General features: G+C 41.8%; 21 protein-coding genes. 11 read left to right on the top strand and 10 right to left on the bottom strand.

All coding sequences use genetic code 11. The annotated features are described in order from the left end of the window. Positions 1-15 precede the first annotated feature (15 nt). The 3 genes from IPP86_09180 to IPP86_09190 all read left to right on the top strand — a co-directional run bounded on the left by IPP86_09180 (position 16) and on the right by IPP86_09190 (position 2,326). Positions 16-600, top strand: coding sequence for an SRPBCC family protein (locus tag IPP86_09180; GenBank protein MBL0138686.1), 585 nt, complete (start codon positions 16-18; stop codon positions 598-600). A 101-nt stretch (positions 601-701) separates the two neighbouring features. Continuing rightward, the gene (locus IPP86_09185; protein ID MBL0138687.1) at positions 702-1,709 is read left to right on the top strand and encodes an SRPBCC family protein; all 1,008 of its coding nucleotides are present in this window, start codon (positions 702-704) and stop codon (positions 1,707-1,709) included. A gap of 143 nt (positions 1,710-1,852) precedes the next feature. Beyond that, on the top strand, positions 1,853-2,326 hold the full coding sequence (locus IPP86_09190) for a RecX family transcriptional regulator (protein ID MBL0138688.1): 474 nt from the start codon (positions 1,853-1,855) through the stop codon (positions 2,324-2,326). A 77-nt stretch (positions 2,327-2,403) separates the two neighbouring features. Here IPP86_09190 and IPP86_09195 read toward each other — a convergent pair whose 3' ends face one another. Beyond that, positions 2,404-4,158, bottom strand: a complete 1,755-nt coding sequence (locus IPP86_09195; protein ID MBL0138689.1) for a T9SS type A sorting domain-containing protein — start codon at positions 4,156-4,158, stop codon at positions 2,404-2,406. A 189-nt stretch (positions 4,159-4,347) separates the two neighbouring features. On the opposite strand from IPP86_09195, the gene prfB reads away from it, so the two are divergent. The 3 genes from prfB (at position 4,348) to fumC (ending at position 7,331) form a co-directional block, all read left to right on the top strand. Next, positions 4,348-5,434, top strand: a protein-coding gene (gene prfB, locus IPP86_09200; GenBank protein MBL0138690.1) for a peptide chain release factor 2 whose coding sequence is annotated in 2 segments (ribosomal slippage) — positions 4,348-4,407 and positions 4,409-5,434 — 1,086 coding nt in all. Because the reading frame shifts where the segments join, the coding sequence is not laid out codon by codon here. Position 5,435: 1 nt separating this feature from the next. Next, positions 5,436-5,780: an arsenate reductase (glutaredoxin) gene (arsC, locus tag IPP86_09205; GenBank protein MBL0138691.1), complete on the top strand. Its 345-nt coding sequence runs from the start codon at positions 5,436-5,438 to the stop codon at positions 5,778-5,780. A 156-nt stretch (positions 5,781-5,936) separates the two neighbouring features. Continuing rightward, positions 5,937-7,331, top strand: a complete 1,395-nt coding sequence (gene fumC, locus IPP86_09210; protein ID MBL0138692.1) for a class II fumarate hydratase — start codon at positions 5,937-5,939, stop codon at positions 7,329-7,331. Positions 7,332-7,424: 93 nt separating this feature from the next. On the opposite strand, the gene IPP86_09215 is transcribed toward fumC, so the two are convergent. From IPP86_09215 to IPP86_09235, 5 genes are all read right to left on the bottom strand, one after another. Next, positions 7,425-8,513: a mannose-1-phosphate guanylyltransferase gene (locus tag IPP86_09215; GenBank protein ID MBL0138693.1), complete on the bottom strand. Its 1,089-nt coding sequence runs from the start codon at positions 8,511-8,513 to the stop codon at positions 7,425-7,427. A gap of 130 nt (positions 8,514-8,643) precedes the next feature. Further along, positions 8,644-9,891 (bottom strand): aminotransferase class I/II-fold pyridoxal phosphate-dependent enzyme, encoded by a 1,248-nt coding sequence (locus IPP86_09220; GenBank protein ID MBL0138694.1) that lies wholly within the window; start codon positions 9,889-9,891, stop codon positions 8,644-8,646. Positions 9,892-10,100: 209 nt separating this feature from the next. Then, entirely contained in the window at positions 10,101-10,706 is a 606-nt protein-coding gene (locus IPP86_09225) for a sprT domain-containing protein (GenBank protein MBL0138695.1), read from the bottom strand. A gap of 152 nt (positions 10,707-10,858) precedes the next feature. Then, positions 10,859-12,988 carry a ferrous iron transport protein B gene (gene feoB, locus IPP86_09230; GenBank protein MBL0138696.1) on the bottom strand — a complete coding sequence of 710 codons (2,130 nt, stop codon included), beginning with the start codon at positions 12,986-12,988 and terminating at the stop codon, positions 10,859-10,861. A 109-nt stretch (positions 12,989-13,097) separates the two neighbouring features. Further along, the gene (locus IPP86_09235) at positions 13,098-13,334 is read right to left on the bottom strand and encodes a ferrous iron transport protein A (GenBank protein ID MBL0138697.1); all 237 of its coding nucleotides are present in this window, start codon (positions 13,332-13,334) and stop codon (positions 13,098-13,100) included. Between the two features lie 337 nt (positions 13,335-13,671). Between IPP86_09235 and IPP86_09240 the strand changes: the two genes are divergently transcribed. After that, positions 13,672-14,412, top strand: a complete 741-nt coding sequence (locus IPP86_09240) for an ABC transporter permease (protein MBL0138698.1) — start codon at positions 13,672-13,674, stop codon at positions 14,410-14,412. Next, a complete protein-coding gene (locus IPP86_09245) occupies positions 14,409-15,158 on the top strand; it encodes an ATP-binding cassette domain-containing protein (protein MBL0138699.1) in 750 nt (249 codons plus the stop codon). Before IPP86_09240 ends, IPP86_09245 begins: the two co-directional genes overlap by 4 nt. A 167-nt stretch (positions 15,159-15,325) precedes the next feature. Here the strand turns inward: IPP86_09245 and IPP86_09250 are convergent, their stop codons facing one another. The 3 genes from IPP86_09250 to gcvP form a co-directional block, all read right to left on the bottom strand. Beyond that, positions 15,326-17,104, bottom strand: coding sequence for a T9SS type A sorting domain-containing protein (locus IPP86_09250; protein ID MBL0138700.1), 1,779 nt, complete (start codon positions 17,102-17,104; stop codon positions 15,326-15,328). A gap of 190 nt (positions 17,105-17,294) precedes the next feature. Beyond that, positions 17,295-19,049 (bottom strand): T9SS type A sorting domain-containing protein, encoded by a 1,755-nt coding sequence (locus tag IPP86_09255; GenBank protein MBL0138701.1) that lies wholly within the window; start codon positions 19,047-19,049, stop codon positions 17,295-17,297. Positions 19,050-19,151: 102 nt separating this feature from the next. Continuing rightward, positions 19,152-22,019: an aminomethyl-transferring glycine dehydrogenase gene (gene gcvP, locus IPP86_09260; protein ID MBL0138702.1), complete on the bottom strand. Its 2,868-nt coding sequence runs from the start codon at positions 22,017-22,019 to the stop codon at positions 19,152-19,154. Positions 22,020-22,155: 136 nt separating this feature from the next. Here gcvP and IPP86_09265 point away from each other — a divergent pair, with 136 nt between their 5' ends. The 3 genes from IPP86_09265 to IPP86_09275 are packed head-to-tail and all read left to right on the top strand — an operon-like array spanning position 22,156 to position 24,077. Then, positions 22,156-22,752 carry a hypothetical protein gene (locus IPP86_09265; protein ID MBL0138703.1) on the top strand — a complete coding sequence of 199 codons (597 nt, stop codon included), beginning with the start codon at positions 22,156-22,158 and terminating at the stop codon, positions 22,750-22,752. 33 nt (positions 22,753-22,785) lie between these two features. Further along, entirely contained in the window at positions 22,786-23,658 is an 873-nt protein-coding gene (locus IPP86_09270) for a hypothetical protein (protein MBL0138704.1), read from the top strand. Then, the gene (locus IPP86_09275) at positions 23,655-24,077 is read left to right on the top strand and encodes a hypothetical protein (protein MBL0138705.1); all 423 of its coding nucleotides are present in this window, start codon (positions 23,655-23,657) and stop codon (positions 24,075-24,077) included. The genes IPP86_09270 and IPP86_09275 overlap by 4 nt, the downstream gene beginning before the upstream one ends. Here the strand turns inward: IPP86_09275 and hemL are convergent. Beyond that, positions 24,051-25,370: a glutamate-1-semialdehyde 2,1-aminomutase gene (gene hemL, locus IPP86_09280; protein ID MBL0138706.1), complete on the bottom strand. Its 1,320-nt coding sequence runs from the start codon at positions 25,368-25,370 to the stop codon at positions 24,051-24,053. The genes IPP86_09275 and hemL overlap by 27 nt on opposite strands. Positions 25,371-25,507 lie beyond the last annotated feature (137 nt).

Raw genomic sequence — 25,507 nt, forward strand, 5'->3', positions numbered from 1 at the left:
CTTTTATACAACTATATGAAGATCCTGAAAAACATAGTTCTTGTCATTGTTATTCTGGTGGTTACATTGGTCATCGTTGGATTTCTGATGCCATCGGCTCGTCACATAGAACGATCACTTGTTGTCAATGCTAAGCCGGATGCGGTATTTGCTCAGGTCAACGACCTGAAGAAATGGAATTCATGGTCACCCTGGTTTAAAATGGACCCCAATAGTAAAATGGTATTCAGTGATAATAGTGTTGGTTTAGGGGCTTATTACACCTGGGAAAGTACCAATTCAAACGTCGGAAAAGGAAAGCTGACAATTGAAGAAAGTACTCCTTTCACCCTGGTAAAATCAAAACTCGAATTTGAAGGTATGTCTGAGTCTCATGCCTATTTTAAAATGGAACCTGAAGGTGAAAACACAAAGGTGACCTGGGCAATTGATTCTAATCTTGGCAATAATCCTTTCTTCCGCTTGATGGGAGTAATGATGGATAAAATGCTTGGTGATATTTTCTTGCAGGGACTTACCGATCTCAAAAAAGTAGCTGAGGAAAATCCAATTGCGCCTGCGGAAGTTGTGCCGGTAGCTGTGACTGACTCAGTAAAATAGTTTTCAAAAAGACATCTTAAAAATCCGGCATTATAATTCCATTAAAATTCCTTTGCCGGTTTTTTTTCAATCAACCAATAACACATTGTAATTCCAATCTGATGAAAATCGTAAAACGAATTCTTCTTATTCTTGCTGTTCTTCTCCTCGTAATTGCCGGTATCGGATTGATGCTATCCAGACATGTACGTGTCGAGCGATCATTGGTGATCAATTCAGATCCCAATACCCTGTTTTCATATACCGGAAATTTTGACAACTGGAACAAGTGGTCGCCATGGTATGATTTGGATACAACTGCTCAGTATACTTTTGAAGGTCCGCATTCAGGAGTCGGTGCTATTCTCAGATGGAACAGTACGAATAATGATGTTGGACAAGGCAGCATGATTATTACAGAGGTGAACTCCCCTCAATTGATTAGACAGGATTATATTTTCATGGGGACTGATACCGCGAAAGCGGAATTTCATTTCGATCCGTCTGATAAGGGTACAAAAGTTACCTGGAGTCTCGATATGGAAATGGGATTCAATCCGCTCCTGAGAATCCTGGGTAAATTTATGGATGGAATGGTGGGTAAGGATTTTGAAAAGGGTCTTGCTAAACTGAAGACAGCAGTGGAAAATATGCCTGCACCGAATAACACAGAGATGAAAGTGGAGGAAGTCAAAGTTTCAGAAATGCATTTCCTTTCCATTCGTGATACAGCCACTGTGGAAACAATTGGAATGAAATTGGGAAAAAATTATGGGATTATTGGGGAGTCGATGAAAAAGCAAAATCTGGAAATGGCCGGAGCTCCATTTGCTTTTTATTATTCTGAAAGTTCTGTTTCATTTGATTTTGATGCAGCTGTTGCCGTGAATAAACCGGGAAAAGCGGATGGATTGGTTCAGCCCGGTGTAGTGAAAGAAGGAAATGCTTTGTTGGTTAAATTTTTTGGTCCTTATGAAAAAACCGCCGATGCGCATACACTCATTCACGAATATATTGGAACCCACAACAAAAAAATAATCGGCGCACCATGGGAGGTCTACATAACGGATCCGGGGATGGAAAAGGACACCATGAAATGGGAAACTGATGTGTATTATCCGGTAGAATGAAACTCGGTATTTTTCCTTAGTCTGATTTCATTGAATTTGCCTTGTTGTTACAGCAGTTTTGGAGCGCTGTTGTCTATCGCTTTAGAATAAACAATCTGTTATTGGATTTTGTTACTTTTACGCACTCCTACAATGAGTCCGTAATGGTGTATATTCCTGTCGATTTTCAAAAAGTTTACAAAAAGATTTTAAAATACTGCACCTATCAGGAACGCAGTCAGCAGGAAGTGCGTGATAAATTGTATGCACTGGGACTTCACAGGAGAGAAGTGGAGCAGGCAATCGGAGAACTGATCTCTGAAGGATTTTTAAAAGAAGAACGTTTTGCCCACGCATTTGCAGGAGGGAAATTCCGTATTAAAAAGTGGGGCAGAGTCAAGATTAAAAATGCACTCCGTGAAAAAAAGGTTTCTGAACCACTAATAAAACAAGCACTCGCCGCGATTGATCAGCGTGATTATCTGAAAACACTTCAACAGGTGATAGCCACAAAAGCAAAAATTACGAAAGAAGAAAATCCGCTCAAACGAAAATACAAACTGGCCTCCTATGCGATTCAACGTGGATTTGAGCCGGATTTGGTTTGGGAAGTTTTGCGCGCTGAATCAGATGATTGAATTTTTATTTAAATGTTGTTGCAAAAAAAACAGGCACTGCATCAACCAGCGCCTGTTTTTTTTTGGTTGGAAAAGTTTTAACGAACAATAAATTTTCCTGTAATATCCGTCTCGCCGCCTGCGTTGGTGATCCGGTAGAAATACAGGCCTGTGGAAAAGAGATTCTTATAAATGTAAATGGGATTTTGCTGACTGTGGCCTTCCTGCAGGACTCTTCCGGTGATATCGAAAATTTGATAATCAACAGGTGATCCTTTGCTTTCAAACCTTAGCTCTGAACGATTGGTGACCGGATTAGGGATGACTGCTGCGACCTGATTTTTTAGAAGGGCTGACACTCCAACGGGAATTTGATTCACCATTGTATTCATGGTCGTGTTTGTTACAACCGGAGCATTCATATCGAATACAATGTGCGCGGTGTTGTAAATGATAGTAGGGTCCGGTATTCCTGCACGAGGTCTGACTTTATAAATCACAAAACCATTGCTGCCTGCCTGATCTACATTACTGTCGGGGAGCAGGATATTGTAAAACGTAAATTTCATGGCACCTGTGGAGTCGATTTGTAAATCAACAGGGTCACTGCTTGACATTATTTCCAGAGTGGCGGGATCGAGATTTGCGTCAAGTGTGTCAAATATGATGACGATGAACGCCGTGTCATTTCCGGTGTTCTGGAAATTGATTGTATAGTTTAATTCGGAATTTATCAGTGTGTAATGATCCGCCTGCTCTCCGGCAGGACTCACATGTTTGTCATTCGGATCAACTGAACACGATGTCACCGTTCCGAAGGAATCCACATAAACTTGCTGAAGCGTAGTAAAGCTTGCATCAAATACACTATCGATCACAACGTACCATACTGTATCGCCGGCCGGCGGGTTGTTGTAGTGGACATAAGATGAGAAAGATTGTCCGGGTGTAATATTTGAATAATTCCAATAGAGGAAAGTAGACGTGATCGACGAAGGAGGAATTCCTGCAGAGTTAAACGAGAGATTCGGTGAGTGAATAATCGAAATAGAACCAACCTGTCCTGCCGGATCACTGGAATTATTTATCGCGGTGAAACTGGAAAAGCCAAGATAAGAGCAGCGCATCGGATGTGTCCAAACAGAAAATGCCTGCGTTTGATTCCCGGAAGGAGGTGGAGCATAAAGTCCAAAATCATTTCCACTTGATGAAGGAGGGATGTTCACTGCATAAGCTGAAGGAGTAGAAGTGAGTGAAAAATTCGGTCCCGGCTGAACAGCAACTGAATAAGAACCTGTATCCAGATAAAACTTGTAGTGTCCTTGTAGATTTGTCACAGCATTATAATTTAGGGGTTGTAAATTGACGGTTTTTCCCCATAATCCCCAATCACTCGCATCACGGACTCCGTTTTGATTTGAATCAAAATACACATCACCTTCAATTGTTCCGGCGCCACCATCAACAAGAAAACCTGAGGGTAATACATTGTCTACTGGCAAATACATTCCAGACCACCAGTCATAAGTATATGTAGTGACATGAACATCGTAGTAACCATAAGGAATTCCAGGTGTAAGATCAAAACCCGCAGAAATCGAATCGTCAAAACCTTGAAAATTGGGATATAATAAAAAGTTGGTACAAGGTACAGTCGTAATCCCCATCTTTAAATAAATGTCACTATTCTGTAGTGGCGGAGAAGCCATGGTCAGAGTACTATTTGGTAAAGTGATAGTTGTGGTCAGTTGAGTACCTCTGTTTCCAAAAGCAGGCCGAATAGATGTTACCTGGGAATACAAGGTTGAATATAAAAGAATGCATGTCAGTAGAAGAAGTAGATTTCTTTTCATACTCTTGATGGTTAGATTCACCGAATGTAGAGGAATTTTAAATTCCGCTTTTAGCTTAGGGTAAAAAATTGGCGAACAGGCAATTATTCAGGCTAAGCCTAAATAAATCGTGGGTTAAAAAAGCGATAAAGTCCGGAAAGCTTCTTGTATACTGGTAGTTTCAGCTCCTTTTATTACTTTCGCAGCACTATGACTACAGACCAATTAAAAGAGATTAAGGAGCGCGTCGAAGCCCTGAGGGGGCATCTTTGACATCGATAGCAAACTCTCAGCAATAAAACAGGAAGAAGCGCAATCACACGCTCCCGGATTTTGGGATAATCCCAAAGCGGCTGAAAAGCTCCTCAAAGGAATTAAACAAAAAAAAGACTGGACCGACGCTTTTGAACAACTCCTGAGTTCTACGGAAGACCTTTCCGTACTTTTTGATTTCTATAAAGCCGGTGAAGTTTCCGAGCAGGAAATCGAGGCTGCAAGGACCCATTCAATAACACTTCTGGAAGATCTGGAATTTAAAAATATGCTCGGTGCAGAAGAGGATCACCTTGATGCTATCGTGAATATCAATTCCGGCGCGGGTGGAACTGAAAGTCAGGATTGGGCTTCTATGCTCATGCGGATGTACATCATGTGGGCGGAAAAGCATGGATACAAAGTAACTGAACTCGACCTTCAGAATGGTGATACAGCAGGAATAAAATCCTGCTCACTCGAAATCAGCGGAGATTTTGCCTATGGATACCTGAAAGGTGAGAGTGGAGTTCATCGCCTCGTCAGAATTTCTCCATATGATTCTAATGCACGCAGGCATACTTCCTTTGCTTCTGTTTTCGCCTATCCTGTAGTTGACGATACAATTGAAATTGAAATCAAAGACGCGGATATCGAAATTCAAACTTCGCGCTCCGGTGGAGCAGGAGGGCAGAACGTCAACAAGGTTGAAACAAAAGTTCAACTGACACACAAACCGACAGGAATTGTCGTTGTATGTCAGGTCGAAAGATCTCAGGGCGGAAACAGAGAGCGCGCGATGAAAATGTTGAAATCCCAACTTTATGAACTCGAGATGCGGAAACAACTTGCGGCAAAAGCGGCTACTGAAGCAACCAAACGAAAAATTGAGTGGGGATCTCAAATCAGAAATTATGTTTTGCATCCCTACAAACTCGTAAAAGATATTCGTACCGACGTTGAAACATCTGATGCGCAAGGTGTCTTGGATGGAAACCTGGATCCGTTTATCAAAGCGTATCTGATGGAGGAAAGCAAAAACTGATATGCTAAAAATCTGGTTCAAGCCCACCTGTAGTACCTGTAGGACAGCCTTAGCTTCACTGAAAGATGAAGGTGTGGAGGACATCGAGATTTATGAATATCTTAAGGAAAAACCTTCTCAAAAGGAAATCAGGGAAATTTTAAAGATGCTCGGTCTGAAAGCATTTGATCTCGTAAGGCAAAAGGAGGAATTATTCAAAACAAAATATTCCAGTAAAAAACTGAATAATGCCGAATGGATAAAAATCCTGAGTAATCATCCTGAATTGATTGAAAGACCAATTGTTGTTAAAGATGGCAAAGCTATCATTGGACGACCGGTAGAGAGGGTTCTGGATATACTTTAACAAACGAGGAGTCAATTCGGGAGCTGATAATGAGAAAGTCCGGATCATTTTGTTTTTGCCGACATTCATCATGTGCCGTGTGCGCCAACAGTATTATTTTGCTTAGCATTTTACAAGGCCTGCGGGTCTTTTCAAATAATTCAAAAAAGTAAGATTATGGAATTCCGTAAAGAAAAAGATACCATGGGTGTTGTGGAAGTTCCCGCTCATGTTTACTGGGGTGCTCAAACACAACGGTCAATCGAAAACTTTAAAATCGCGCAAGACATCAACAAGATGCCACGCGAAATCATCCGGGCTTTTGCTTATTTGAAAAAAGCGGCTGCCCTTACAAATCTGGATGCCGGAGTTTTGCCAGCGGAAAAATGTGAACTGATTTCAAAAGTGTGTGATGAAATTCTTGATGGAAAACTGTACGATCAGTTTCCTCTCGTCGTTTGGCAAACCGGTTCAGGAACGCAGTCAAATATGAACGTGAATGAAGTGGTTGCTTACCGTGCACACGTGATCAATGGTGGCAGCCTGATGGATGAAAAGAAAGTAATCCATCCGAATGATGATGTGAACAAAAGCCAGTCTTCCAACGATACTTTCCCCACAGCGATGCACATCGCGGCATATATTGTTTTGAAAGAAACAACTATTCCCGGTTTGAAAAAATTACGCGATACGCTCTCTGCCAAGTCAAAGGAGTTTATGCATATCGTGAAAATTGGTCGTACGCATTTGATGGATGCGACACCACTCACTCTCGGTCAGGAATTGTCCGGTTATGTTTCTCAGCTGGATCATGGTATCCGTGCGATCGAACATACCTTACCTCATCTGGCTGAACTCGCTCTGGGTGGGACTGCAGTTGGTACAGGAATCAATACACCAAAAGGTTATTCTGAAAATGTAGCCAAACATATCGCGAAGCTTACAGGAATTCCATTCATCACAGCGGAAAATAAATTCGAAGCACTCGCCGCGCATGACGCGATAGTTGAGTCGCATGGAGCATTGAAAACTGTTGCCTGTTCCATGATGAAAATCGCGAATGACATCCGCCTGCTTGCTTCTGGACCTCGCTGCGGAATAGGTGAGTTATTTATTCCGGATAACGAGCCGGGTTCTTCCATTATGCCGGGTAAAGTGAACCCAACTCAATGCGAAGCAATGACCATGGTTGCAGCCCAGGTACTCGGAAATGATGTAGCCATTAATATTGGAGGTGCAACCGGCCATTTTGAATTGAATGTTTTCAAACCGGTAATGATTTATAATTTCCTTCATTCGGCCCGATTGATCGGGGATGTTTGCGTTTCCTTCAATGATAAATGTGCTGTCGGTATCGCGCCTATTGAAGATAATATCCGGAAGAATCTTGAAAACTCTTTGATGCTTGTGACTTCCCTGAATACAAAAATTGGCTATTACAAAGCCGCAGAAATCGCGCAGACTGCACACAAGCAAGGCAAGACACTCAAACAAACAGCAATTGATCTGGGATATGTTACTTCAGAGCAATTCGATGAGTGGGTAAAACCTGAGGAAATGGTAGGACTTTAATTTCTAGTTGTTAGTTGTTAGATTTTAGTTGTTAGACTTTAGATCAGGAAGACGTTCTGACAACTAAAAACTAACAACTAAAATCTAAACGGGTTAAACATATTTTTCCCCTTTTTTCATCTTCACCTCGTTCACGAGGTTGCGGACTTGTTGCTCATCATCTTTAGGGCAAATCAAAAGGACATTGTCGGTTTCAACCACAATAAAATTTTCAAGTCCCTGGATCACTGCGAGTTTATCCTTCGGCATATTGATGATGCAATTGGATGTATGATCGAGCAATACATGAGGACCAACAATTGCATTGCCATCTTCATCATGTGGCAACTGCTCATAAAGAGATTTCCAGGTGCCAAGATCACTCCATCCGAATTCAGCGCTGAGCACATAAACATTTTTCGCTTTCTCCATGATGCCGTAGTCAATGGAAATGTTTGTACACAAGGTATAGGCGCGACGGATAAATTCACTTTCGTCAGGAGTATTGTATGCCTCTTTTCCTTCTTTGAAAAGCGCGGCCATATCAGGAAGATAATTTTCAAAAGCTTTCAAAATTGAATCTATATTCCAGACAAATATCCCCGCGTTCCAGAGAAACTCTCCGCTCTTGAGAAAGAACTTTGCCATTTCAAGGTTAGGTTTTTCTGTAAACGTCTTAACCTTACTGATTTTAAATTTTTCTGCTCCTTCAGCCTCTTGAAATTGTATGTAGCCATAACCGGTATCCGGTCGGCTCGGATGAATTCCTATAGTAAGCAACGAATCATTCTTAGCGGTGAATTCAAGTCCTTTTTCAATTGCTGCCTGAAAGCTTTTATCATCTTTAATTACATGATCAGAAGGAGCAATCACCATGTTGGCCTTTGGATTCAGCTGCGCAATTTTATATGCTGCATAGGCAACACATGGAGCGGTATTCCGTCTTTGTGGCTCAGACAATACCTGATTTTTAGGAAGCTCCGGAATTTGCTCATAAACAAAATCGAGATATTGTTCATTGGTGACAATGAATATGTTCTCGGCAGGACAAATCGAAAGAAACCTTTCGTAGGTCTGGCGGATCAGCGTTTTTCCGCTTCCAAGAATATCAATGAATTGTTTTGGGAAATTGTTACGACTCATAGGCCAGAAACGGCTACCAATGCCTCCAGCCATGATGATACAGTAATTGTTTTTCATCAGGATAAATTATTCGACTCTGTCGGTGTTTGCAGTAAAGTCAGTCGATAGGCGAAAATTGAATTGAATACTAAAAATATTGTGAAATGCTTGATGATGTTCTGTGTGTTTGCTTTGTTTATCTTATCGATGCTCAATCCACAGAAAGATTGCCAAGCACTTTCTTCAGAGATTGAAATACTTCAGGTATTTCAGATGATTTACATGTACCAACAGATAACCGGTACCAGGTAGAATCATCAGAAGAACCAAAGGCGGAGAATGGAACCACAGCTAATTTAGCTTCATCAAGGATGTATTGAGTGACATCCTTTTGAGTACCGAGTACTTTTCCTTCTTTTGTTTTCATCCCTTTCAGATCAAGCTGAATCGTCAGATAGATAGCTGCCTGCGGAGCAATCGCATGTACTTTGTATCCTGCTTTTTTCAATTCCATGAACCCGTCATAGAATGCATGCAGACTAGAATCAATTTGATTTTTGAATTTATCCAGGAAACTGTCAAGCGCTGTTTTTTTCTGTAAATATTTTCCGGTAGCCACCTGTTCAGCTTTTGGAGCCCAGGCTCCGACGTGTGAAAGGATGGCTCTCATTTTGTCCATAATTCTTTGTGGTCCGAATGCCCAGCCAACGCGCACACCAGTAGCTGCAAGGGATTTGGAAATTCCATCAATGAAAATTGTATAATCTCTCATTTCAGGACGCAGACTAACCGGGTTGAAATGTTCGGTTTTTCCGAATGTAAGTACCCAATAAATCTGGTCATACATCAGGTATAGTGGTTTCTCGCCCGGACCTCTTCTTCTGTTTTCTTCCAATACAAGATCGCAAATTTCAGTAAGTTGTTCCTTTTTGAAAACTGTTCCTGTAGGGTTGAGAGGAGAACACAAAGAAAGTAATGTCGCGTTTTTCAGGTGCGGACGAATTTCTTCTGCAGTAGGCATGAAATTATTTTCCGGACTTGTTTCAATCAGTCTGGATTGTGTTTCGGAAAGGTGGCAGTAGTGGTTGTTGTTCCAGGATGGCACAGGAAATACTACCGTGTCACCTTTATCCAGAAGGGTAACATAGGTTGCATAGATTAATGGACGCGCACCACCTGAAATCAGAATTTCATCCGCGGAGTAAGAAAGCCCTTCACGTTCTTTTAGAAATTCAGAAACAACTTTGCGCAGTTCAGGCATACCATTGGCTGCAGGATAATTGGTCTGATGCTCCTTGTATGCGTTGATTATTTCTTCATTGAGTTCTTCAGGAATAGGGAAGATCTTTGGATCAAAATCACCAATTGTATAATTAAAAATCCTTTCACCATTTCGTATTTTATCCTGGATTTCAGCTGCGAGTTTAATGATTTCAGAACCTATCAGGTTTTCAGCCATTTCAGATACTTGCAAAGGATGGCGATTGGCAATTAACGTCTCGGACATATAGGAACGTTTTAAGGTGCTTGGCTTCTCACAAATGTACGGAAATAGTTTTCAAAATACCTCTGAAAAGGCCAAAAATCAGGGCTTTTTTTGATCTTTTCCTAACCAGAAAAGATGCCGTCAACATGAACGAGGGAATAGCAAATGCCAGGGTAAATCCTTTAGCCCACAACAATGACTTCAGTCAGTGCATTCACGAAATAAATTCGTTTTGTTTTTAATTCCAGGCATTGAAAACGGGTGCGTCGGCGATGCCCTTTTACAAAGGTAAAATCTGCTCTTGATTGATGGATCCTGAAAACTGCTTTCTCCGGGAGTTCCTCCAGATGTGTTACAGGATCAGCCTGAGGCGCATCATGATTCTTCAAAGCACGCATCAGATTATAATCAGAACAGCTCGACGCGGCAGGATTGTGTAGATATTTGGCGAGGGCGCGTTGAATATCCTCAGGAAAGATATCTGATGATACAAATGGTGATAAAAGTGACCTGAATTCATTTTTCCATTCCTGTCCATGCGGATCATGTCTGCGCAGATATTTTTCATAGCAATGCAGATGCGCGACTTCATGAACAAAGGTGATCAGAAAAGCAAATTTGTTCAGATCATGATTGACGGTAATACGGTGTCCCTTTCCCGGACCAAGAGGAAGATAGTCGCCAAATTTGGAGGACCTCCCGCGTGTTATTTTCAGATGAATATTTTTGCGAATCACCCATTCCGTGCATTGCGGTACAGCCGCAGCAGGAAGGTACTTGGAAAGCACCGTGGATATCGTTTCTTTGGACAAGAGAAAGGCTTGATTTGTCAGGCGAAGATAAAAGATTATGGGAAAATGGAGAATTCATTCCGTTCTCTTCAAATGCCCAATCCGGTATTTTAATTCACTAAAATAATTGCTCCGGAGTCCCCGATTTTTCAGGGTTTTAAAAGCTGGAAGGCAATTAAGCTTGCTACATAAGCCATTCCGCTCATATAGACAATTTGAATTAATGGATACCTGATTTTTTTTGTCTCCCTGAATACGGTGGCGACTGTACTCATGCATTGCATCGCGAATACATAAAATAGCATCAGAGCCAGACCAACAGCGAAAGTATATCGTGGACCTCCGGTAATGGGATTGATTTCACTTTGCATTTTTTCTTTTAATGTATGCTTTGTTGAATTAGAATCTCCAACACTATATATTGTAGACATTGTTCCGACAAAGACTTCCCTTGCCGCGAAAGAAGTAATGAGAGCAATTCCAATTTTCCAATCAAAGCCCAGTGGCCTGATCACCGGCTCAATCACATGCCCGAGCATTCCGGCATATGAAGCTTCCAGTTTTTCTGATTGAATTTTTCTGTCAATCTCTTGTTGAGGAAGTACACTTGTGTAAACACCCTCACTGTATTTCTGTTCAATTCTGTCAAATTCGCCGGATGGTCCGAAAGATGAAAGTACCCACAGAATAATCGAAATGGATATGATGATTTTACCTGCATCGAAAAGAAAAATTTTCACCTTTTCCATGATGTGTAAACCAATGGATGACCATCTCGGTACACGATACATTGGTAATTCCATAACAAAAAAGCTTCTTTCTTTTGACTTCATAAAGCTTTTCATAATCCATGCGACACCAATAGCGGATATAAATCCAATGAGGTATAACAGCATCAATACCAGTCCCTGCAAATTCACACCGTAGACATAGTCTTTGGGGATTATCAATGCGATGAGAAGAGTGTATACCGGTAACCTTGCTGAACAACTCATCAATGGAGTAACCATAATGGTTATCATTCTTTCCTTCCAGTTTTGAATGGTTCTGGTTGACATGATGGCAGGAACCGCGCAGGCAACTCCGCTGATCAATGGAATTAAAGATTTACCGTTCAACCCGAATTTTCTCAAGAACCGGTCCATGATAAAACTAACCCGGGCCATGTATCCTGTATCTTCAAGTATCCCAATAAAGAAAAACAACAGGGCGATCTGAGGAATGAAAACAACAATGCCATTTAAACCTGCAAGAATACCTCCTACAATCAAATCATTTATCAATCCGGCAGGAAGGTTGTTTCTTACAAAACTACTCAGTGACTGGAATCCCTGATCTATCAGGTCCATCGGATAACTGGCCCAGGAAAAGATCGCCTGAAAAACAATGAACAGTACGATCAGGAAAATAAAGTATCCCCAAATGCGATGGGTGAGGAGACTATCAATTTTATATGAATATGTTTTTTGAATCGGTGTATCCGGAGTAACAACACAATCGTTCATCAGACTCGTGATGATTTTGTAGCGCTCCAGAGTTTCCCTTGCCTGCATTTGTTGGGAATCAAAATTATTTTCAGTGCAGGCCGCGTGAATTTTATCGCGTTTCCATTGGTGGATTTCAAAAGCTGAAATCAAATCGAGATTGTTCGCCACCAGGAACGCATTGTAATTGCTGTGCACGTGCACCACACTTCGTATAGTATCCACAACATGCGGCGAAAAGACTCTTACATCGATGAAATCATTATCAGGAATATGGAGCGGGCTGACCAGCGCTTTTTTTAGTTCGTCAATTCCTTCCAGCTTCCTGCTGTTCATTGGGATTACAGGTATTCCCAAGCGTTTCGATAGTTTTTGAAAATCTATTTCAATCTTTTTGTATCGCACCAGATCCATCATGTTAATCACAAGGATTACAGGGATCTTCAGATCGATAATCTGTGAACACAAAAAGAGATTTCTTTTCAGGTTGGTACCATCCGCAATGACTACGGTAAGATCGGGATGAGACTCATTATTGGGATCACATAAAATCTGAAACGGAATTCTCTCTTCAGGCGATTTTGGATACAGGCTGTAGGTTCCCGGAAGATCAATGTATTCAGCCTCGATCAACTCTCCTTGTGCATCTTTGAGAGTGGCAAAGCCCATTTTCTTGTCCACCGTTACGCCGGGAAAATTCGCAACCTTCTGATTCAATCCGGTCAGGCCGTTGAACACAGAGGATTTTCCACTGTTCGGATTTCCAACAAGGGCTATTTTTAATTTCCTCGCCAAATGATGCTTTCCCGAAGGAGTTTTTTAGGTTTGAAAGATGCAATTAATATTGCAAACAGGTCAATCCTTGAATTTAGTATTCTGTTTTAAAAAAATTGAATCTCTGAACTTAACCCATGCGAACTCTCACCGTTGCTGCCTCATCTTTTCTGAGACTTAACATGTATCCGGTAATCGAAATAGCTATCGGATCACCCAGCGGAGCAACCCGAATCACTTCGATTTTTTCTCCGGGTATACAACCCATCTCCAGGAGCTTTAAAGACAATTCATAGTCAGTAAACGAATCAATGATTCCGTTTTGCCCTTTTCGCAGTTCCGACAAATACTTTACTTCTAGCCCCATTTTGCTATTTAGAACGATTTTAAATAGGAATCAAAAGTAGCGAAATTTTGAATTAAAAGGATGATTTTAATCAGTGAGGGAACTAAAAAATTGTGATTGCCGGATAACTGATGTTCACCTTTTACGATGCCTTACTTTTGTGAATTCGGGACAATCGCATTTCTTTTTAGTCAAAAAGCAGCCTGAATTAGAAACTAAAACAATGAGGAGCAGATAAAGAAGTGCTTTTTTCGACAGATGAGCTATCATGTGACAAAGATAAGAGTGTTGATAATGTTGAAACGTCAATTTTATTGGAATCTTTCAACCAGTTATTAATTCTTATTTTAGCGATCTCATGAATTGGCTTTTTCACTTAGGACGATACTGGATTTTCATCAAGGAGATGATGACCAAACCCGAAAAATTCTCCATTTACTGGCGTCAGCTGGTGCGGGAACTGGATAATTTTGGGTATGGTTCCATGGGAATTGTTGCCCTGACTTCTGTGTTCATGGGAGCTGTAATTACCATTCAAACTGTATATAACCTTGTAAATCCCCTTGTTCCAATGTCTGCAGTCGGAATTGTGGCGAGGGATTCAATTATTCTTGAATTTTCCCCTACAATGATGTCTCTGGTGCTTGCCGGAAAGATAGGTTCAAGCATAGCGTCCGAAATCGGGACGATGCGTGTAACTGAACAAATTGATGCCCTTGAAATTATGGGAATTAATGCATCAGCATATCTGGTATTACCGAAGGTCGTTGCCGCCATCTTAATATTTCCTTTTGTTGTATCTATAAGTATGTTCCTTGGAATATTCGGTGGCTGGTTTGCAGGTACAATGGCCGGTGTGATCAGCTCGGCGGAATTCATCAAAGGAATACAGGATTCTTTTGTGCCTTTTAACATCACTTTCGCGATGATAAAGACACTCACTTTTGCTTACATTATTACTACTGTTTCTGCTTATCATGGCTATCATACCGAAGGCGGTGCCCTTGAAGTCGGCCAATCCAGTACAAATGCAGTGGTTTATAGTAGTATCCTGATTTTGATATTCGACTACATCTTAACTCAACTGATCCTCACATGATCGAACTGAAAAGCATTTCAAAGAGCTTTAATGGTCGTGTGATTCTCAATAACGTTTCGACCACTTTTGAAAAGGGGCACATCAATCTGGTGATCGGTGGAAGCGGATCCGGCAAAACTGTCATGATGAAATGCATGGTCGGACTAGTCGATGTAGATTCAGGAGAACTGTGGTACGACGGAAAAATATTTTCCGGCCTCGATAAAAAAGAAAGAAAACCTTTTCGTCAGGAAATCGGGATGGTATTCCAGGGAGGGGCCTTGTTTGATTCCTTAAATGTGGAACGAAACATTATGTTTCCCCTGAACATGTTTACAAAAATGACCCTCGAAGAAAAACTTGATCGGGTGAATTTTTGTCTCAACAGGGTAAACCTGGTGAATGTAAATAAACTATCACCGTCTGAATTAAGTGGAGGAATGAAAAAGCGGGTTGCTATTGCCCGTGCAATCGCTCCGAATCCAAGTTATCTTTTTTGTGATGAACCAAATTCCGGTTTGGATCCAAGAACGTCTATTGTTATTGATAATCTGATTAAAGAAATCACGGAAGAATTCAATATCACAACAATTGTGAATACACATGATATGAATTCCGTTTTGGAAATCGGAGATAAAATTCTGTACCTGCACAGAGGAGAAAAATGGTGGGAAGGTAATGTCGACGACATCCTTCGTACCGACAACAAAGAGCTGAACGAATTTATTTTCGCCAGCAAGCTGGCCAAGAATGTCAAAAAAGTTTAAGCAGTGAAGAGTGAATGGTGAAAAGAAGGAAGAGTAAGGAATGAAAGGAAGCAAACCGCTAACCCCAACTCCGTCCCTCGTCCCACGTCTCTTGACTCCTGTAAAACAAAAAAACCCTCACCAGCAAGGTGAGGGTTTTTTATTCCCGATAAAATCCGGGCTAATTATTATTTGCTTGAAACAACAACTGTTTTGTTTACAACACCGGATGCAGTGCTGATGCGAACAGTGTAAAGACCATCAGGCTGATTGCTCAGGTCGATAGATTCTTTCACAAGGTTGCTGAAGTTGTTTGTATAAACAGTCTGACCAACTGTGTTGAGTACAGAAACGGTTGCTGATTTTTCAGTAGCGCTTGTGTTTTCAACGAAGATACGGCCATTGCTTGGGTTAGGATAAACCATCATTGCTTTGTTCAGATCAGTATTTTTGATACCTGAAACCAGGTCAATGGTTATGTCATCAATACGTGTAGTATTGTCAACGTTTGTACCGAAACCACGGAATGCGATGTAGTATGTGCCGGTTGTTGGTACTGAGAAAGTCGTGTGAACATTTGTGTATGAAGTATCACCGGGTACAGGAGGTGAAGCAAGAAGTGTAGTTGCGTCAGCTGAATTTTGGCTGGTAGCGAGGTATGCTTCTACATTGAATGGTACTGCTGTGTTGTCAAATACCTTAAACCAAAAATCAAGTCCGTAAACATCATTTTGATCAAAATCAATACAGCTGGTGAAAACCCAATTGTCGGAAGATGCTGAATTTGGTAATGTATAACGCAGACAGGCAAGTCCTGTACGAACGTAAGTGGCACTGATATCTATCGTGGAACCATCTCCGTCAGCATCTTCTACACTGTATAAAGAAAAGTCATCGGTAGTTTCAAAACCCATGTTGTAATTTACATGGCTTGGTGTTCCGGAAGCGGTATTTGTATAAGCAGTATCATTGCTAAGGTCGCCATCACCAGCAGCAACACAATACACAGCTACATCATAAACACCAGGAGCAGAGAAATCAGCCAGAGTTGTGAATGTGTAGAACAAAGTATCACCGGCAAGAATGGTTGTTGTGATGTTTTCAGTTACAGGAGTACCGCCATTGATAGTGTAAGATGCGTCAAAACCAGTGATGTCAGTGGTTCCTTTGTTGATGAAAGCTGTGAAGATTTCTTCAGAAGCACCAAGAGCACAACCGTTGAATGGAACAAGTATTCCAAGAGTTGAAACGTCTGCGGATGGGTAATCGCTGATAGATACATCATCAATCATCCAAGCGTATGCGCAACCGGATGTATCAACAGCAAGTGCATTTGGACTGTAGAATTGGAAACGTACCCAAACAGTTGATTGGTTAGCAGCAATAGAGCTGATGTCAACATTCACAGTCTCAGGATTCGTAAGACTAAGGTCGTTAACGACCATGTTACCATTCACTTCAAAACGTGTCCAGTTAACGTTATCAGCACTTACAAAAACATAAGTACTGTCATAATAACGGGCATAATACTGAGAGAATGACAACTTCGCGGTTGCAATTGAACTACAGTCGATAGAGTTCGCAGTAGTCAGGTTACCCACCTGGTCATAAGAACAGATCAAGTCAGAATCAAACAACGCAAAGCCGTTCGCTGCAGTAGTTGATGCAATCGGATCAATTGCAAAAGGACCACTCGGACCTGTTGTACCAATCACCCAGTCACCGGTTGTGCCGGCCTGATGATCAATTACCCAGTTTGCACCATTGCTGAAATCATCTGACCAAACCGTAGTCGCAACGTGGTTTGTGCCTGAAGCATGGCGTGCGTTTGTCAAACCCTGAGGTTTGATTTTAGCAGTCGCAGTAGTACTAAATTTAATTTTGCCAGATGATTTCTTATCATTCTGGGCTGTAGCTGTCAGCGTCCCGATCAGAGCGATAGCTATTAACGCGTATAATTTTTTCATGATACTTTGGTTAGAGATATTTTAAGAATGGCAAATGTACCTTTTTTTTAAAATCTGTCAACTTTAGTAATGTCATTTTAACAAACATCACATGCCGTATTTCAACTGGAATTCAAGGATTTTGGAAGTATTATGAATAAAAAAAGGACACCCCGAAAAGTGTCCTTTTTTAAAATAATTGGATGAAAAATTACTTCACCACTGAAATCGCTTGCGTGTTAACGCCTGCATCTGAAATAACTTTTACAAAATACTGACCGGCAGGCATTGCGCTGAGGTCTAATGACTGATTGTTCAGACTGTTAAATTTCGATTCATAAACAACTTGTCCAACTGTATTCATTACAGAAACAAGATAAGAAGCTGATTTCAAGGAAGAATTAAGACTGAACATACCCGTGCTCGGGTTAGGATATACGGATACACTCTTCGATGTCAATTCAGAAACACCAACACCTGAAGAACCGGAGAGATTGATGTCATCAATACGGAGACTTGTGGTTGAATCAGCATTGGTAACATGGAATCCGATATAGTAAATTCCGTTTGCAGGCAAATTGAAACTAGCAAGATTCGTCAGGTAGAAGATGTTTGTGATCGTGTGTGTCGGAATGAGAGAAAGGATCATTCCTGAAGAAGATTGGTCGGTTCCCAGTTTAACTTCAAGATTTGCCTGAGTAGATGTGCTGGATGTACGATAGAAATAAGAGAGGTCGTAGTTAGTAGAGTCATTAAGCTCCAGACAAGTTGTAAACAGCCAGTCATCAGCAGGAACTGATGAATTTGGAGTCGCCATACGCGCACAAGTTGTTCCGGAATGAGCATTAGTTGTAACCAATGACCATTCATAACCATCAAAATTAGCGTCCTCTACAGCCCACGTACTGAGATCTTCGTTGTCCTCAAAACCCATTGAATAACTTACAGAAGCATTTGCAACATGTGAGCCATTGTAAATTGAGGCGGAAGCAGTATCGTTAGCTGCGATTGTATCTCCGGTGATTGTTGTGTACGCAACAATGGTATGAGTACCACCCGCAGAAAGGTCAGCGGTAGTTGTGAATGTATAAGAGAGTGAAGAACCCGGAGCGATTGTGTCTGTAACATTTTCTGTTACGGCAGTTCCATTGTCAACAACATAACTTACATCAAAACCGGAAATTTGAACACCACCGAAGTTGTTGATTTCAACAGAAATTGTTTCAGCAGCTCCAAGAAGGTTACAGGATGAAAGCGGGCCATTAATTGCGGAAACACCACCATCAGTAGAAGCAGGCTCATACAATTGTACATCATCAATCATCCACCAGAAATCATAATTCCCCTGGAAGTTAAATTTAATTTGAACAGTAGACTGACCTGCGGCCAAAGCCGTAATGTCGATGTCAACCAAATCCGGATTTGGAGTAGCGGCATATTGTGCAAGTCCGGCACTTGCATCGTAAACTTCAGTCCAGTTTGTACCGCCATCGTTTGTTACATATACACGTGCCGCTTCAGCGAAATGAACTAGAAGCTGGTTGAATGTCAGGTGTACTGAAATATTGGATGAACAATCGATAGTTTCAGTAATAAGATCTGCATCTTCTCCACCAACACCACCTGCAGAATCACTATCAAAAATCATATAACCGTTAGCCGAAGAAGTACCAAGAGTACTCAGGGAATCGAGCCCTGGTGATGCTGAATAAGCACCTGTGCTTGTCCAGGTCCAAACAAGACCATTCGGTGTATTGTCAACAACCTGCCAGGTTCCGGGAATGCCTCCGCTGAAATCCTGACTGTAGAAAGGAACAGCCTGAGTGCGTGGGGTTACAGAGTGACGAAGTGGAACCGATGTACAGTTATCGGCGTTTTGCGCAGCACGATGACGGGTAACGGCAGAAAGTCCTGACGTGACAAGTGTGAGCAGCATGAAAATAAAAATGCGCGTAGAATTTTTCATTGTTTACAGATGGTTTTGGTTGTTTTGAGGGATTCAAATGTAATAATAATCCTGACTTCTTCAAAGCCCGGCACTTGGTTAAAGCCCTTGCTGGATAAGGCTTTATACAGTTTCTTCAGCATAGCTTTCAATCGGAGGGCAGGCGCAGACAAGATTCCTGTCTCCATAAGCGTTATCTACCCTACCCACAGAAGGCCAGAATTTATGTTGAAGAATGTATGGAAGCGGGAATGCGGCTTTTTTTCGCTGATAAGTATGATTCCACTCATCCTTGGTAATTTCTGCAAGGGTATGGGGTGCATTCTTTAGAACATTGTCCTTTTTATCGGCATTGCCCTTTTCAATTTCAGCGATTTCTTTACGAATTGAAATCAAAGCATCACAAAAACGATCCAGCTCTGCTTTTGATTCACTTTCGGTAGGCTCGATCATGATGGTTCCGGGTACAGGGAATGACATGGTAGGAGCGTGAAATCCGTAATCCATCAATCGCTTGGCGATGTCTTCCACTTCAATTCCTGCTGACAATTTAAATGGCCTGCAATCTGCGATCATCTCGTGAGCAACACGATTATTTGATCCGACATACAGGATAGGGAAGTGTGCCTCCAGCCTTGCTTTGATATAATTGGCGTTCAGTATGGCATATTTGGTTGAATCAGTAACTCCTTTGCCTCCCAACATACGGATGTAAGCATAGGAAATAAGCAGAATGCTTGCACTTCCCCAGGGAGCTGCTGATACAGCAGGAATACTTCCACCCATCGTTACAACAGGATGTGAAGGAAGGAAGGGTGCAAGATGTGCCGCCACTCCGATCGGTCCCATTCCTGGCCCGCCTCCGCCATGAGGAATTGCAAATGTTTTATGCAAATTCAAATGGCAAACATCAGCTCCGATGGTTGCAGGATTGGTAAGACCAACCTGAGCATTCATATTTGCTCCGTCCATATAAACTTGTCCACCACATTCATGAACAATCTGAGTAATTTCACGAATGCCTTCTTCGAACACTCCATGTGTTGATGGATAGGTTACCATCAAAGAGGAAAGTTTTTCTTTGTTTTGTTCCGCCTTCTGACGCAAATCACTGATGTCAATATTTCCATGATCGTCACATTTCACAACCACCACTTTCATTCCGGCCATCACTGCGCTTGCCGGATTGGTGCCATGAGCAGAAGATGGAATTAATACGACATCACGATGCTGCTCATTTCTGCTGTGGTGATACGCCCTGATAACCATCAGCCCTGCATACTCTCCCTGAGCACCGGAATTCGGTTGCAATGAAACTGCTGAAAAACCGGTGATGGTACAGAGGTATTCCTCCAACTCACGGATTATTTGCTGATAACCGTCAGTCTGATCGAGCGGTGAAAACGGATGCAAGCCATTGAATTCAGGCCAGCTTACCGGAGCCATCTCACTGGTCGCATTCAGCTTCATAGTACAAGAGCCCAGTGCGATCATGGAATGGTTAAGCGAAAGATCTTTGTTTTCCAATCCGGTGATGTAACGCAGCATTTCTGTTTCAGAGTGATGCTGGTTAAAAACAGGATGAGTTAAATATGCTGAACTCCGGGCGAATGCTGATTCTGAAATCAGAAGTTTTGATGTTTTGCTCAATGCAGGAAGTGATTTTCCTTTTGCAGTGGCAAACAATGAAAGCAACCGATCTAATTCATCACCTGTTGTTGTTTCATCAAAACTGATTGCAATTTTCTTGTCGCCGATGTAACGCAGATTGATTTTTTGTTCAAGTGCCGCCTTGCGAATAGCATTTGTCAGTTCACCGGAATCAATCAATAATGTATCAAAATAAATTTTGTTCTCTTGTTTGTAACCCAACTGACCTAAAACATCAGCTGCAAGCGTTGCTGTTCCATGCACTCCTTCAGCTATATGTCTGATGCCTTCAGGGCCATGATAAACAGCGTACATACTTGCCATCACTGCCAGCAGAACCTGCGCGGTACAGATATTGGAAGTAGCTTTATCCCTGCGAATGTGTTGCTCACGGGTCTGCAAAGCCATTCGTAATGCGCGATTGCCATGTGAATCTACGGATACACCGATGATTCTTCCCGGCATTTCACGTTTGAATTCTTCCCTTGCTGCAAAAAACGCCGCATGCGGACCGCCATATCCCAGTGGAACTCCAAAGCGCTGCGAATTTCCGTACACTACATCGGCACCCCATTCTCCCGGAGGAGTAAGCAGGGTCAGCGCGAGAAGATCTGTTCCGACACCCACACGAATACCAAGATCGTGAGCTTTCTTTACCCAGTTTTTATAGTCGCCGACTTCTCCATTCATTCCGGGATACTGAAGTATCGCGCCAAAGAAGGATGCATCCGGATTAAACTGCATCGCGTTTCCAATCACCAGCTCAATACCCAGAGGCTCTGAACGTGTTTTGAGAACGTCTATCGTTTGAGGAAAACAGGATTCATCTACAAATAACTTAAGTACGTTTTGTTGTAGCTGTTCACGTGTTCTGCTTGCAAAAAATAAGTGCATCGCTTCACCCGCCGCTGTGGCTTCATCAAGCAAGGATGCATTGGCGATTTCCATTCCGGTAAGATCCAGAATCATGGATTGGTAATTCAGCAATGCTTCCAGACGACCCTGGGAAATTTCTGCCTGGTAGGGTGTGTATGCAGTATACCAACCCGGATTTTCAAGAATATTTCTAAGAATCACTCCGGGAGTGATGGTGTCATAATAGCCAAGACCGATATAGGATTTGGAAAGAATATTCCGGCTCGCGACCTTTCTGAGCTCTTTTAAAAAAGCATATTCACTTTGTGCTTCCGGCAGATTCAGAGGTTTCTTTAACCGGATGGAAGCAGGTACTGTTTCGTCAATCAATTGGTCTACCGAAGCAACACCAATTTCTTTTAACATAGCTTGTAAATCCTGTTCATCAGGACCAATATGACGGGAAGCAAAATCGAAATGTGACATACTTTTTTAGGAATAAGATTTCGGCCGCAAATGTAGTGAATATTGAATCGTTTGGGGCTGAGGAATGTACTTTCATTATTGAGAATTTTTTACAAGGATATTTTATTGTAGTTTTGGAGAATTGACACTCATGCGCATGCGTAATCTGCTTTTTTCACTATTTTTTTTCGCCCTTTGTTCGGGTACCTTACTGGCCCAGGACACATTGGTATTGATCAACGGTAAAACGATTCTGGTAAAATCTGTCGATCTGAAGGATTATACCATCGCTTATCGAAAAATGGAGCCCAAAAGCAAGCTCAAAACCATCGATCCTGAACGAGTCTTTTCTATCCGTTACAAGGATGGAACTGAACGTGTTATATATTATTCCGATTCCCTTGATCCTGTCGATTTCAAACCCGAAGAAATGAGAATGTTCATCAAAGGGGAACAGGATGCCGACAAATACTATAAAAATAACTTCAACAAAGGCACTGCCTTCGTCCTGGGAGCGGGAGGTGGATTACTTGGATTTTATGGTCTGGCTGTTCCTCCTCTTTATGCGACGATCGTAGGAGCATTTTCTCCAAAAATGGAAAAACAAAAAGTCTCTGACCCGGCTTTGCTTCAAAATAACATCTATCGTGAAGGCTATGAAAAGAAAGCCAGAGATCGCAAAATCAGAAATGCGATGATTGGCGGACTGATCGGTTTTGTAGCCGGGAGTGTTACCTTAAGTATCATTTATTAGCCACTTTTTCGGAGTGGATAATCCACCGCTAATGTGAACCGAATCATTAAGGTTTTTGACCTTCTCGTATTTGGAAATATTTTTATCGGACTTTGTTCCGTCGCACTGGTGTTTTCTACTTTTCTCCTCAATGGTATTGATCTGAAAATAACTCCCGCTGTAATCCTGGTCTTCTCATCCACCTGGTTCTATTACAATTTTCATCACCATTCTCACCATTTGGATTTTAATGGATATAACAAATTCGTCAGCTCAGTAAAAGCTCGCGATTTTTCAGCGGTCGATCTGATTTTTCTTTTTCTGCCCGCTTTGATGATTGTTTATAGTTTGACACAATTGAATTTCCCAATCATCTTATCCTTCGCCGGAATTTCTCTCTTTAGTATTCTCTACAGTATTCCTCTTGTAAAATGGAATGGTCGTCGAAGAAAACTTCGCGAATCGTTGCTCTTAAAACTGCCATTTCTTTCCTTGAGTTGGGCGGCAGTCACTGTACTGATTCCATTACTTGAACAACAACACGCGCTTGATACAGGGAAAATTCTGGGACAGGCAATTGCCAGGTCTTTTTTTATTTACGGACTTTGTATTCCATTTGAAATCCGTGATGTGGATAATGAAAAAAAGTGGGGAACAAATACTTTACCTGTAGTTTACGGAATCCGGATTACAAAGCTTACCGGGATGTTGATTTTGCTGGTTGGCATCTTGCTTCGCCACCTGGCTAAGGCTCCCATGATGATTACTCCGGCTGTTATGCTTGCCCTGGATCTTTCATTTTTTATAGCAATCTTTTTAATTTTTAAATCAAAAACCAATCCTTCAAAATATTTTTGCAAAGTTTACGTAGATGGAATGATGATTCTGCAATTTGTTTTTGTATATTTAGCTATCCGACTCGTATGAAATCATACCCTATAGAAGCATTTGAGCACCTGGTACTCTGTGTCAGGAATGATGATGAAATGGCTCAGCAATGGCTCGTTGATAATGACTACCGTGAATTGTCTGAATTCTGGGATGCATTTGAAGGAGTAGAGAAGTCATTCAAATGGCTGATGGAGAACGGATATCGTCCATTGGCAGCAACTGTCGACGCGATGGCCGGTGATGACAAGGCAAAAGTTTTTCTCATCACTTCCGGAAACAGGGAACTGGCAGCTTTCGCTGATGCCTGTGAGGGCAAAGCCCCGGCTGTAAACTGGCTGATTCAGTTTGGTCACAAAGGGTGGATTCTCCTCGCAAGAGAAATTGCCGCCCGCGAAAAGAAAAAAGATAAAAGTTTTTTCTGGAGTCTTCTAAACTTTGGAAACCCCTTCCGGTAGAGTAGCAAAAACTACATCCAGTGCCGCGCAGATTTTGTCTGCAACCTGATTCAATATTTCCGGTGTATGAGCGGCGGAAACAAACCCGACTTCATATCCTGACGGACCGAGATAAACTCCTTTCTCCAGCAACTCCGCGTGAAGCACTCTGAAAAATTTCATACTCTCGGAACTGATATCATCCGCGGATGAAATTTTTTCTTTTTCAGTGAATGCAAACCAGAATATTGATCCTATTGAGAAAACTTTGAACAGATATTTTTTAGACTGCGCGTAATTGTTCAGCTTGGTCGTGAACACTTTTGTTTTTTCTTCCAGTTGAGTGTAAAAACCGGGTTTGGAACACTCTCTCAACTGAGCAATTCCTGCTGACATCGCCACCGGATTTCCAGACAATGTCCCTGCCTGGTAAACATTTCCTTCAGGAGCGATATGTGACATCATTTCCTTGCTTGCTCCATATGCACCCACAGGCATCCCGCCACCAATGATTTTACCATAAGTGATAATATCAGGCTGGATGTCATAAAGGCCGGCAGCTCCTTCAAAACCTACTCTGAAACCGGAGATTACCTCGTCAAAAATCAGGAGGATATTATTTTCTTTCGTCACTTTCCGTAAATATTCAAGGAAAGATTTTTCCTGAAGCATCAGTCCGTTGTTGGCCGGAATCGGTTCAATGATAATGGCCGCGATATCGTGAGCAAAATCCGACAGCGCAACATCCAAAGCTCTTTTGTCATTCAATGGTAACACCAATGTGTCCTTTGCCACAGCTTCAGTCACACCCGCGGAAGAGGAAATACCAAATGTCGACAAACCGCTTCCGGCTTTCACCAGCAGGGAATCCACATGACCGTGGTAACAACCTTCAAATTTAATAATGACAGGTTTTCCGGTATATCCACGGGCAAGGCGAAGTGCCGACATCACAGCCTCCGTACCGGAACTGACAAATCTTATTTTTTCTATGTAACGGTTGTGCTGAAGAATTAATTCTGCTAACTCATTTTCTTTACGGGTCGGAGCCCCGAAAGAAGTACCCAAAGAAACAGCTTTGATAATTTCTTCACGCACTACCGGATTATTGTGACCCAGAATCAACGGCCCCCAGCTACAGCAAAAGTCAACGAATTCATTTCCATCAGCATCCTGAATGATACAACCATCGCCTTTTTCAAGAAAAAGCGGTGTTCCACCGACAGAACGAAAGGCCCTGACAGGAGAATTTACTCCTCCGGGAAAATAATTTAACGCTTTCTTATAGAGTGCTTCTGATTGTGCTCTTTTCATGATTAATTTGCTGATAAATTAAAACCAATTCTTATAACTTTGGCTTCCTTTGCCAAACGATCACGAAGGTAAGGATACCTGATAGATAGCAAAAGAATGAAGCAGAATTTCCATGGAATCTTTTTGCACATTATTTT

The sequence above is a fragment of the Bacteroidota bacterium genome (assembly GCA_016720935.1).
In the GTDB taxonomy this organism is placed as follows: Bacteria; Bacteroidota; Bacteroidia; order AKYH767-A; family 2013-40CM-41-45; genus JADKJP01.